Origin of the sequence: Vibrio sp. T20, from assembly GCF_007858795.1 — a bacterium.
Classification (GTDB): Bacteria; Pseudomonadota; Gammaproteobacteria; order Enterobacterales; family Vibrionaceae; genus Vibrio; species Vibrio satsumensis.
Map to the genome: position 1 here is coordinate 82,321 of NZ_VFEB01000005.1, position 11,969 is coordinate 94,289.

At 41.9% G+C, this 11,969-nt stretch carries 10 protein-coding genes and 1 pseudogene; 7 read left to right on the top strand and 4 right to left on the bottom strand.

Features of this window, described 5'->3' with window-relative positions:
* Positions 1-95 precede the first annotated feature (95 nt).
* The 4 genes from FTW16_RS00430 (at position 96) to FTW16_RS00445 (ending at position 5,661) form a co-directional block, all read left to right on the top strand.
* Positions 96-1,808, top strand: a complete 1,713-nt coding sequence (locus tag FTW16_RS00430) for a class I SAM-dependent methyltransferase (RefSeq protein ID WP_146489695.1) — start codon at positions 96-98, stop codon at positions 1,806-1,808.
* Between the two features lie 51 nt (positions 1,809-1,859).
* Positions 1,860-2,588 (top strand): DUF429 domain-containing protein, encoded by a 729-nt coding sequence (locus FTW16_RS00435; RefSeq protein WP_146489696.1) that lies wholly within the window; start codon positions 1,860-1,862, stop codon positions 2,586-2,588.
* A gap of 79 nt (positions 2,589-2,667) precedes the next feature.
* Positions 2,668-3,477 carry a M15 family metallopeptidase gene (locus FTW16_RS00440; RefSeq protein WP_146489697.1) on the top strand — a complete coding sequence of 270 codons (810 nt, stop codon included), beginning with the start codon at positions 2,668-2,670 and terminating at the stop codon, positions 3,475-3,477.
* 303 nt (positions 3,478-3,780) lie between these two features.
* Positions 3,781-5,661, top strand: coding sequence for an ATP-dependent zinc protease (locus tag FTW16_RS00445; RefSeq protein WP_146489698.1), 1,881 nt, complete (start codon positions 3,781-3,783; stop codon positions 5,659-5,661).
* Between the two features lie 499 nt (positions 5,662-6,160).
* On the opposite strand, the gene FTW16_RS00450 is transcribed toward FTW16_RS00445, so the two are convergent.
* On the bottom strand, positions 6,161-7,327 hold the full coding sequence (locus tag FTW16_RS00450) for a hypothetical protein (RefSeq protein ID WP_146489699.1): 1,167 nt from the start codon (positions 7,325-7,327) through the stop codon (positions 6,161-6,163).
* Positions 7,328-7,942: 615 nt separating this feature from the next.
* On the opposite strand from FTW16_RS00450, the gene FTW16_RS00455 reads away from it, so the two are divergent.
* Together FTW16_RS00455 and FTW16_RS00460 are read left to right on the top strand one after the other, a co-directional pair.
* Positions 7,943-8,620 (top strand): inovirus Gp2 family protein, encoded by a 678-nt coding sequence (locus tag FTW16_RS00455; RefSeq protein WP_146489700.1) that lies wholly within the window; start codon positions 7,943-7,945, stop codon positions 8,618-8,620.
* A gap of 75 nt (positions 8,621-8,695) precedes the next feature.
* Positions 8,696-8,884, top strand: coding sequence for an AlpA family transcriptional regulator (locus FTW16_RS00460; RefSeq protein ID WP_146489701.1), 189 nt, complete (start codon positions 8,696-8,698; stop codon positions 8,882-8,884).
* 972 nt (positions 8,885-9,856) lie between these two features.
* Here FTW16_RS00460 and FTW16_RS00465 read toward each other — a convergent pair.
* Both FTW16_RS00465 and FTW16_RS00470 read right to left on the bottom strand, forming a co-directional pair.
* On the bottom strand, positions 9,857-10,285 hold the full coding sequence (locus FTW16_RS00465) for a hypothetical protein (RefSeq protein ID WP_146489702.1): 429 nt from the start codon (positions 10,283-10,285) through the stop codon (positions 9,857-9,859).
* Positions 10,269-11,207, bottom strand: coding sequence for a hypothetical protein (locus FTW16_RS00470; protein WP_146489703.1), 939 nt, complete (start codon positions 11,205-11,207; stop codon positions 10,269-10,271). Before FTW16_RS00470 ends, FTW16_RS00465 begins: the two co-directional genes overlap by 17 nt.
* Positions 11,208-11,429: 222 nt before the next feature.
* On the opposite strand from FTW16_RS00470, the gene FTW16_RS00475 reads away from it, so the two are divergent.
* Positions 11,430-11,519: an inovirus Gp2 family protein gene (locus FTW16_RS00475; protein WP_261383373.1), complete on the top strand. Its 90-nt coding sequence runs from the start codon at positions 11,430-11,432 to the stop codon at positions 11,517-11,519.
* Positions 11,520-11,562: 43 nt separating this feature from the next.
* On the opposite strand, the pseudogene FTW16_RS00480 reads toward FTW16_RS00475, so the two are convergent.
* Positions 11,563-11,969: pseudogene (locus FTW16_RS00480) on the bottom strand (hypothetical protein); the annotation flags it as partial.

Consider the following 11,969-nt stretch of genomic DNA (forward strand, 5'->3'; position numbering starts at 1 on the left):
AATGTTGCTCGGTGTAGCTGAACTTACATGAGCTGCTAGCAATCGCCTAAGCTCCCCATTACTATTGAGATAGACTCCTTACTCCAATAGCGCATATGTCCTCATCGATTCCTTTTTACGATAAAAATGCTCACACACTTTGTCAGCAGTACAACTCCGTGACGTTCGAGACTGTGCACAAAAGCTGGCAAGCTTATTGGCCTTTAGATGGCGATAAGGTGCTAGATGTAGGGGCGGGAAGTGGCCGTGATGCGTTATGGATGCACAAGGCTGGTGCTGAAGTCATCGCGATAGAACCCAGTGCGTCATTACGTGAGCAGGGCTCAGAATATACTGGGCCAAATGTTACATGGTTAGATGATTCACTCCCATCGTTGAGTCGAACTGAAAACCTCGGAATGCGTTTTGACTTGATACTGGTGAGTGCTGTGTGGATGCACCTTGCACCGTCATATCGAGAGCGAGCATTCAGAAAGTTATCTAACTTACTCGCTCCAAATGGCAAATTGGTGATTACGCTACGTCACGGAGAGTTTCATGACGACCGAGAGGGATATAAGGTCTCGGTTGAAGAGCTTGAGCGTTTGTCGAAGAACAGTGCTTTGTTGGTGCGTCATGTCGAGAATAGCCAAGACACCTTGAAGCGCAGTGAGGTTTGGTGGCAAACGGTAGTGATGACCTTGCCAGATGATGGCTCGGGTGACTTAAACAAGGTGCGCCACATTATTGTGAATGACAACAAGTCGGCCACATACAAATTGGCCCTGCTAAGAACCTTGTTGCGAATTGCAGACGCCCATTCTGGTGCCGTGCTTGATCGAACCGATGGTAAAATATCTCTACCGGTGGGTTTGGTTGCTCTGTATTGGGTTAGGCAATTTAAGCGTCTGATTGATATCGACATAGAAGGCGCTGGGATTCAGCAAAATAGCAACACGAGTAAAGGCCTAGGCTTTGTAAAAGATGATGGCTGGAACAAGCTCAAGCACCTCAGTGCTGATGATTTAGCGATAGGCACTCTGTTTATTGGTGATGAAGCCAAAGCATTGCAGAAGTTGTTTGCACAGACGATCGGCACCATTAAATCGGGCCCAGTGACCTTTATTTATCAAGGTTCCAAAGAGAATAAGTTGTTTGAGATACTCCCACCTCAGCAGCGACGAAAGAGTCGAGAGTCACTGATCATCGACAGCGAGTTCTTAGCAAGCTTTGGTTACTTCACGCTGGATGAAAGCTTATGGGAATGTTTCAGAATCTATCACTCTTGGATTGAGCCGCTAGTCGTGAATCAATGGGTGATGGAGATGCAGCGTTTTGAGTTAAATCGACAGCGCAACATTTCACTACAGACCTATCACGACTGCTTAGTCTGGATTGACCGAAACCACGACACTCGTGACGTACGCAAAAGAGTTGAACAACTTAGATCTGAACATGCAGACATTGTCAGCGTCTGGAGTGGAAAATCGTTAAAAAATGAGTATCACGTTGATCACTGTCTACCTTTTGCTTACTGGCCGAATAACGATAAGTGGAACCTCTTTCCAACCACAAGCAAAGAGAACTTGAGCAAAAGTGACAAAGTGCCTACCGCTGAAAAACTTCGCGCGTCTAAACCTCGTATTCTTGAATGGTGGCAATTGGCGTGGAGTGATTCGGCTCATTTTGAACAGCAATTCTTTTCTGAAGCGGTCCTTTCTTTACCCAATATTCCACTACAGTGTCGAGACTTCGAAGAGGTGTTTGATGCAATGGGTCTGCAGGTACGTGGTGTGAAAAGTCGACTGTTAATTAATGAGTGGCAGTGATCGCCACGCTTACCCGCTAATTTAATCCTTTAAGTAACGGTAGAGATAACAATGAAATACATCGGAATTGATGGCTGTAAGGCGGGTTGGATCGCTTGGATTGTCTCTGATAATCAGACGCCAGTGTTCAAAGTGGTAAAGGCGCTTGATGAGCTAGTGAATGATCTTATCGGTTCAACAGCGCTTATCGATATGCCGATTGGTTTTAGTGACGCGAATACTCCAGATCGCTTGTGCGACAAAGCAGCAAGGCGTTTTCTAACCAGCAAACGTGGTTCCTCGGTGTTTCCTGTGCCGTGTCGTGAGGCGGTTTACCAAACAGATTATATCGCGGCGTGTAATGCCAATGTGCAGCAGCTTGGTAAGAAGTTCTCTAAGCAAACTTGGGGTATCGTTCCTAAAATCCGGGAGCTAGATAAACTCATCGATGATCACCCAAACTTATCGATCAGAGAGTCCCACCCTGAGGTGGTGTTCGCTGCTTTGAAAGGCGAACCGCTTACTTTTTCTAAGCGAACTCAAGAGGGCAAAGAGGAAAGGCTTTCGATTATTCAGCAACTCGCCCCACTATGGTGTGAGGTTGTGGCGTTAGCTATCTCAAACACCAAGCGTAAAGATGTCGCGATAGATGATATTTATGACGCATTCATATTGATGTTGATTGCGTATCACGCTCCAACATTGTCGTGCTTGCCTGAACTTGCTGATATCGGTGGAAAGGCTGATAAGGATCAGAATGGTCGAGCTCGCGAAATCGTTTATTGGAAGAAAACGCATTAGCAAAGTATGCGCTCTGTTATGTTGAGTGTGTTACTTTCCACTCCCTGTCTTTTTACTCTTGCTGTTTTTGAGCCTTGATATGAAACGTTTAATTGTTGGTTTGCTGGCAACCTTGATCAGTGCGGCGAGTTACGGCCAAGTTGCACCTGTTTCTCAATGGCAGTGTGACATGATGAAAAAGAACAAGGTATTGAATAGTGGAGCACCTGTTGGTTGTGATCGGCTATCCAAAGTAGACTTTGATTTCGTTAATTTTAAAGGCGAAACGCAGCAGGGGAACATGATTGTGCTTGATGTTATCGCCCCTTCTGTTGAGCAAATCTTTTTAGAACTCAAACAGCGTAACTTCCCACTGCATTCTGCACGCCTTATGCGTGAGTTCAACGGTGATGATAATGCTTCTATGGAAGCCAATAATAGCAGCGCGTTTAATGCTCGGCCTATCACTGGCGGAGGTGGTTGGTCGAAGCATGCATACGGTGTGGCAATCGACATCAACCCAGTTCAAAACCCTTTCTTAGCGCTTGATAGCAACGGAACCATCACGGTAAAGCCATCACAATCGGCAACCAGCTATGTAAATAGAACGCGCTTTCGTGCTCGCAATGACATTGAACGCCGAGGCATGGCGGAAGATGTGGTCGAGCTGTTTGCACATCATGGTTTTATGATCTGGGGAGGAGACTGGAATACCCCAATCGATACTCAGCATTTCGAGGTCGGTTCGAGAAAGTTCGTTAATCAACTGCTCTCTAAACCACAACCTGAAGCCAAAGTACTATTTGAGCGATACGTCGAATCTTACCGCCAATGTTTTAATAAAAATAAAGGCGAGGGTGCAGAAAAAGCTCGTGCTGTCTGTGCAAAGAAAACGGTCGGGACTTTTTAGTGCTATGTTTATCTAGAACCGTTTGTGTTTTAGCAAGTTAAACTCGCTTCAGGTGTGTTTTGAATAGCTAAGGTCAGCGCTCGTCGTTGGCCTTTTTTGTATTCATTTCTTCAATAGAACGCCGAGTATTGAAAGGTTATTGGGTATCCATTAGTCAATAATCGATAAGCGAATGCAGCGCAAAGTCATCGGTTTGTCATTGAAAAAGTCATAGCGTAAACGTTATGTGAGAACCATCGCTGGTGGGGAACTTCTTGCCTATTCGCCAGTATTATTAGTGAACTGATCACAACGGACCAACTAATGAAAAAGATACCTTTGGCTCTAACTCTTTTAAGCACTCTACTTTTTTCACAATATTCTTTGGCTACAGACACTTCACACACCACGCAAAATCCGACTTATGAACTCGATGGTAAGGCGGTATTAGGCCGCACTGAGAATGTGTACCTCTCTAGCGTTCAAGGGCTTAAAGACGTTCCTTTCATTGGCAAAATCGACACCGGTGCCGAAACCACTTCCATGCATGCTGAAGACATCCATGTAAAAAGCACACATGCAGATTATAAGAACCTCAAAGACAAAGAGTTAATGGCGGCATTAACCGAAGATGTGTTGAACAATAGCGACGTTGATTACGACGATTGGGATGGCAGCACCTTTGCGAAATATGAAGCTGTGGTCTCTTTTAAGGTTCAAAACCCACGTACGGGTGACATGGTATTAATTAAAGCGCCTTTAGAGCGTGTCAGCATGATACGCAGTCGCACCAGCAGCACGCCTTTGCTTCGCCCGACTATTAAAATGTCGCTGACCATTGCGGATCAAGAATTAAAAACAGACGTTAACCTTACCGACAGAAGCCACTTCTCTGCGCCTGTGCTGATTGGTAAAACCTTCCTTGCTGATAACGCTTTGGTGTTTGCGGGTTATGACTACTTGCAAGAGCAAGAAAATGCGACGGTTGTTGGCCGTAAAGAGGTGGTGTCTATCTCTGGAATGGCGATGAATGCGACCTTCTCTTTAAAGAACCGCTACAGTATTTTGCATGCTAAAGACATCGACATAGACAAAAAGAACAAAGAAGTGACGTTTGATATGTTCGATAACGACGGCAAACAAAAAGAGATGACATTGCCGTTGGTTCGTATGTTAAGCGTGAGCGGTAAGAAGAGACCTTTAGTCTATGTGCCAGTTCAACTCGATGAAAACACAACTAAAGACGTTCTGGTGTACCTACGTGAGCGCTCGAGTAGTGAGTCGCAGTTGAGATTTGGAACCAGCACAGCCAGTGAGCTCTTCATGATTGATACCAATGCTGAAAACATTTTATCAGAAGGTTCAGAGAGCTTTAGTGATGTTGCTGAGTCTGGTGAGCCTATGATTATCTCACCGGAAGAGGACATCACACTTGATGACTTCCCGCTAAAGGCTGTGGCTTCTTTCACGGTAAACACACCTCTGTTGAAGGTCGACAGTTTTGAAATGACAGGTAAAGGCAAAGATGCCTCCGTTGAATTTTATCTTACGGATGTAAATGGTGAGAAGCAGAAGGTGACCAAGCCAATTATTAAGAAGCTTAAAGTCGGTGATGATACTCGTCCGGTAGTGAGTGGTGAGTTTGCGGTCTCTGGAAACGTTCGTACGCAAGAGTTTGCCATCGATGTGCTCAATACGAATGAGAAAGAAGCGTACTTTATTTTAGGCAAGAAGATGGCAAAAGAAGGCGTTTACGTTAATACGCGTTCTGATTACCTTCTGAAAGCTGAGCCATTGTTTAAAGTTGGGCACATCGAAGTTGTTGAAGTGAACGGCATGACATTCCCTGCCAAGCTAGACACTGGTGCTGATGTGAGCTCTATGAACGCAGTCAACATCAAGCGATTCAAGAAAGATGGCCAAGACATGGTTACCTTTACTTATCAAAACAACCAAGGCGATAAGCAAGAGTTCACTAAGCCAGTGATTGATGTGATGCGCATTAAAGCTAAAAAAGGCGAGAAGGTGAACATTCGCCCTGTAGTAGAGATGAACGTTAAACTAGGCGACTTAGAGAAGAAGGTGAGAGTGAACCTTCAAGATCGTTCACGCTTCGAATACAGCATGATTCTAGGTAAGAACTTCCTGAAGCACGGCGCAGTAGTCAGTAGTGATGAAGATTATGTGCTAGGCGAGATGGAGTAACGCCTCAACTTACTAAGAGCGATATAGAACAGTTCTAAACGGCCACACATTTCAGCAATGGGATGTGTGGCTTTTTATTGGGTGATTGTTTTTGACGTTGACGGTTAGGGTTTTAAGTGTTTGTTATTTATTGGTTTATCTACTAAGGCACAACCCTTAGACAAACAAAAAGGGCCAACTCTTTCGAGTTGGCCCTTTCCAAACGTTTGGTGCTGGCGGGAGTTGAATTTAAGTTTTAATGATTTGATACTTAAATGATTGTTTATTTTAATATTAATCTTGGAGTACTTTTTGGAATACCTAAGTATTACGTGATTGAAGTCACGTATTTGGCGTTGGCGTCATACTTACTCAATGAATAGGTTGGAGAGCTTGAGTCGTTATTCTATTTTGAGCAAACTTAGATAACAGTAAAACAGGATTGCTTTCAACGTATCTGTACGCCCTCACTTACTATCATTTCTGCAATTTTAATCGTTATTGAGTAACCGTAAGCAATCTATGTATTTTTATTAAAACGATCCTTGTAAGCCGCCTTGAGTAGCTTGTTGATTGTGCGGTTGATTTTGGGTTTGGTATCACCATTCGCTAGTTCTACAAGCATATCCCATTGCTTTTGATTTAAAGCTATTTGGAAATCTTCGCTATTTGCTTTATCCAACGAAAATTTATCCGTTAAGAGCTTTAGACGCTGAGGGAAGTTAGCCGAGGTGGTGAACAATAGATCTAATGTCGTCACCATGCATTTTTTCTTAGTACTGGTATCCTCTGCTGGATAAAACAGATTAGATATCTGATACTGACTCTGTAATCGGCCATAAGTCTTGTCTATCAGTTTGTCGTTTTCTGTTTTTAGAATGTCCCAACTTAAAGGGACATTTGCGTAAGCTTTGATATACATAGATCTGATTCTTAACAAAAGATCCTGTGCTGTTTTGAGTGTGATATCTCCAGATATACAGTGGTAAGTGAGGTAGTTGATAATGATTATGTGGCTATCTTTATCAATAGTGGGGCACAACCTACAAACCAATTTCACCGCCTCTAGAGTTGAATCAAGACGGATGTTATCGAACTCTTCTTGTTTTCTCTTTTCTCTTCTATCTTCCCTTTCTTGAAAGATTCTTTCAGCTTCTTCATTTGCTTTTCTGATACCCTCGGATATATTTTCAAAAGCTCTATCCTTAGCCGATTTTTTGCGTTTTTCTATCTCTTCTAAATACTGCTTATCTTTAAGTTGAGGCCATAATATCTCACCGATGGTTTTTGTATTATTTGGCCTCTTCACTAGATTTACTTTAGCTATCACCATTGCCTTTAGCATGGAGTGGAAGAAGTACTTTTCTCTATCGTTCTTTAGCCAAGAAGTGAACTCACTCGTGAGCAGATTATCAACGGATTCTTTGTGCAGCCTATTTAGCAAGCGATCTAATTTTCGTTCTTTTTCATCAAGCAGCTCACCTTTCTCTAGCGCCGTTACATTTACATTCAGATAAAGAGAAAGCACCTCAATAAAGCGATGCTGTAACTCTTGATAATTAAACAAGGCGAGATCACGAAAGTCACTGTGTTCTTTTTTATCGTCCATGTAAGAGAGGTAAAGAACATAGAAACGAAGATGTGTTTCAGTCTCATTGAGAAATCGGTTTAGCCTTTTCTTTTGCATAATTATTCTTAGGTGGTTTGCTGGTGGTTATGAGCAGGTTTGTAGCAAAATTTCTGAAAATATTAAGATAAAAAATCACCATGAAAACACAGGTTTTTAGCAAGAAAACTTATTCTGTTATCTCTATTTGTTGTGGTTTTACTTATTTTTATCTATGCAAATTACAGTAGCATCTTCTTAAGTCGATAGTCACTTATTTTTAAGTGAAATTGTGAGGGGTGAATAAAGTTCATGGTGCATAATTAATTACCATCGGTGTTTGAGGACGGGGAGCGATAAGCGGATAGGTGTGAGCAAAATTCCATCTCGAATTACTCATCGATATAACTTAACTTGCAAGCAATTCAAATCTTATTATTTGCCGTATGGAGTGCATGGTTGAGATACATTTCCTCAATGAGCGGCTAATAAGAGGGACTTATTTAAGTAAAACGAGAACGTCATGAATATAGCGAAACATCACCAATGTCTGTTTGGTTAGTATTACTAATCAATCAACCTATCACCTCATCACAACGTAACTCATATCACTGAGTCACACCAAGTGACTCACAGTACATAATTAAAAATAACTGCATCAGCTTATCTATGAACTCAAATACAGGAGTAGATAAGATGAATCAACGTTCGAAGAAAAACAAAAACCTCAAACTCACCACGAAAAAAACGTTTCTGGGGCATCCGATCCAAACGGCTCATGGACCACTCTACATCCCTTACCTAAATAAGATTTATGACACAATTGATAGATCACTTAAAGCCAATCCAAGGACGATGGCCTTACGGGTGGATTTGAGGTTCCCTAAGCTTAGATCTAAAAAGGAGTGCGGTAATGTGATGACAAACTTCATTCGTTCTTTACAGTCTCAGATTGATTACTCAGAACGCAGAAAAAAAAGGGAAGGGGTAAGAGTGCATCCGTGCACAGTTCGCTATGTATGGGTAAGAGAGCGCTCTACGTCGTTAGTCGATCACTACCATCTACTATTGCTTTTTAACAAAGACCGATTTAACTGGACGGGGAAGACGAAAGACCAACATGACAGCCTAGGCTCCTTCATTGTAGAAGCGTGGGCTCGTGTTATTGGTGTTGATTACGATGAAGCCAATGGGTTGGTGTATTTCTCAAAGGACAAAGAGAACGATCGCATTGTTATCCATCGCTTAAATCGTTACTCAGATGATTTTGATGATGATTTCGATAGGTTGTTTAAGCACGTGAGTTATTTAGCTAAAGAAGAGACGAAACACTTTGGTAGCCGTAACAATAACATTGGGAGTAGTCAGCGTTAACTCAGATTAGAGCCACTGCATTTTTTTACAGTAGTGGCTTATCCCATGGGTATATACAAACAGGAGACAATTCCCATGAGATTTTTAAGACTAAAAGAAGTAATAGCGTTAACGGGATTAGGTCGTTCAAGTATCTATAAGTTTATGGACGAGAATACCTTTCCTAAAACGGTATCATTAGGTGGGCGTGCTGTCGCATGGGTAGAGAGTGAAATCGAAGAATGGATGGAGCAACGTTTAGCACTGCGAGAGAGCCAAGAATAAACCAAGCAACAACGAGCACACCTACCGTATGAACAGGGAGCCCGTGAAGGCTCTCTTTTCGCTTGTTCAGCGAAAGATACCTGACTGGGGGAGAAATTTGATAGTCATTTTTCTCCCCCTCGCTTTTAGTTCCTAGCGCAGATTTGATTATTTTTGAACCGTGTCATTCAGTACAAATTTCGTCTTCATTTTCACAAATGCAAACTGGCATCTTTTCTTTGCATGTATCACAGTATTCACAAGAGCAATTATCTTCAAATTCCTCGCAGTGTTCACAAACAACGCAAATGCAATCACTAGGTTTTTCACCACAGTTTTCGCAACCACCACATTCGCAAGCACTCATCATGTGGCCGCATATATCACAAATTTTATCCATTGGATCCATCATATTCCCTTAATGCTTCGTTTTTAATAGAGATCAAAAATGATGAGGGTTAGGTCTTTCTTTTACCTCAATTAGTTCAAGTATCGCAAATATTGATATTCAAAAACTAATTTCACTTCGCATTAATTCATAATGTTTTAGATGTCAGCTACTTAACCAAGCACTACTGTGATAGGTCACGAAGTTTTGGGTGAGCTCGAACTTAAAAAAGTGGGTAGTATTCTAGGGGCAAGTGCAGGTAGGAGTAGTTTGTTAAACCACACACGGGTAGGAATTCAGTCTGTGAAGGTTTTGGACAAAAGTTTGCTAGCGATTTTGCTAAATTAGAAAAATACGAATAATCACAGGTATGGCAAAGTTCTTGTGACTAGCTAGTGCGATGAGTAACATCGCACCAGAAAAGTATTGGCTGAGGGCGCATTAAGTGCCGTTATGGTAAATCAGACAAATACGAATGCTATTGGTTAAACTATCAATAAGTATGAGGTTTCATCCAATTTTTCTTTGTGCTGAAAAAACGGCTCCCAATTGGGAACCGTTCTTGCTTCTAAATCTGGGTTCTAACTAAGTACTGTTAAGTTAAATTATCGAACTTTAACGTATATCAAGTGCACTCCAGTTGGAGTGATTTTTGTTAAATCTCGGCTGTATACATAACCATATTTATCTAACAATGCAATTGAGTGATACGTCCAACCAGCAGCAAATGCTACACCAGCTAATGCAAAATAAAGTGATACTCTATTAACGAGTTGCATTGTTTCCCTTGAGTACGTTTCATTAAATTTTTTACCATGAAGCAAGGCTTTAGGCGCTAACAAGATCGTACTAAATGACGCCCCAAGCATCCCAACAGGAACCCACAAAGTTATCACAGAGACTTGTACAATACTTGAATGAGCTAAGAGATTTTGGTAATCACCAAGCACTCCATAAGATGGAATAAACCAAATTGTAAACATCATTACACATGCCAATGCTACGGCAACTCTAACCTTAATCTTGGATTGCATTTTCTAACTCACTAACAATGGTAGTAGAGAGTTCATACTCCCCCCAAAGCCACTCAACAAGTAAATAAGCGCCAACAACAGCCAAAGCACCAAGAATAATCGAACCACTAGCCGCAGCCATTATAAATAAAGCAGCCTCACCAGCCCCAAATTGGACTAAGGCTTTAAACATGTCAGAGCCAACATTCCCAAACCAATCCACTAGATGATAATCATCTTTGAACACTAAATCACTGGTTGCAATACTTGCGGATACCACAAAGGTTAAGACTCCCGCCCCTTTAAAGTTCGCAGATCTTGATTTCGGGCTGAAGCCAGCTTGTATTGATTTAAATGAGTTGAGTGGATATTTTTTCCCGTTCATGTTGATACGAGTTCCATTCACAAACGCATGTTTGAGCAATTTTCCATTCTGGTCTGTCCCATTAAAGGCGACAAAGGTTTTTCCTTTGCTTTCTACGAGATCAGCCTTAATATTCATATCACCGAATTGCTTAGCAATGGACGCAGCATCAAACATTGGTTCGGTGTGGTTAAACCATGATTTCGCGGTATTTATACTCGCAGCAAGAGCAGCGACATCCTTACCAGAATCTAACCAAACATTATGCAAAACCTTGTGGGCATCTTCTAAATCAGTAATAAGTACATGCTGATGGTTCTTCGCCATTTCATTTTCAAGTGAACACTGTAGCCCGATAGAGTCACTCAGAATTTGAGGCGTTTTTAAACCTTGAGATATTTGGCCTAATCCTGCTTCTTGTCTATCTCTAAGAACCCTCTCTCTATTTTCTGCCCATCGCTTTTCATCACTCGCGGTATACCTAAACTCTTCTTGACGCTCTCGATGTTGGCGAGCTGCTCGTTCTCTAGTGGTTTCTTGTCTTTCTTCTGGGGCTACAGGAGCGGATTCATATCTCATGGGTGTCGGTTTTACTGATAAATACAAAGGATAATAACAATATTTTCAGTGATTTATCATCCTCAACAAGATGGTTTGATAATTTAACCAATTAAAAAGGCAGTTTGACAGGTTAAACAAGCACAATGAAGGTTTGATGGTTTTGGGTTACACTCTATCGGATAATTTTTAGTAGGGAAAAACGCACGCACCAAATTTTGTAGAGTATTTATTCCAGATTATTTGGGGCAGAAACGAGTCAGCTATTTATTTAAGGTCGAGACCAAGCACTACGGCGATAGAACACGAAGTTTTGGGTGCTCTCGAACCTAAAAAAAGAGGGCAGAACATCGCCCTCATTACTCCTTCTAAACAATTAATTTTGAGTGACGGTTTGCATCTTAATAGCCGTTATTGAACTCACTTCTTTTTCCACTGTAGTACCAGCGTCAAAGTTGAGGTAGTACTCGGTAAAGGTCCCACTTGGATATTGATAGAACATCAGTTCATTATCGCTGACGACGGCCATTCGTTCATTGGCATCGAGTTTAGTACCACTAGAAGCATCGATTGTCGTTGTAGCGGGTTGGTTAAGCTCAGCCTTACTGATATCAAAACGCATGAAGCTAGGCAGTGCACTATTATCATCTGCACTTGAGTACATGCAGTATAGTGAGGTTTGGCCTGCATTGGCTACGTGGCCACTATACGCTTTCGGTGGTTCGAGCTGTGTGATGGTTTTGGTTGTGTCATTGAACTGGAACACAGAGCAATCTGAATGCA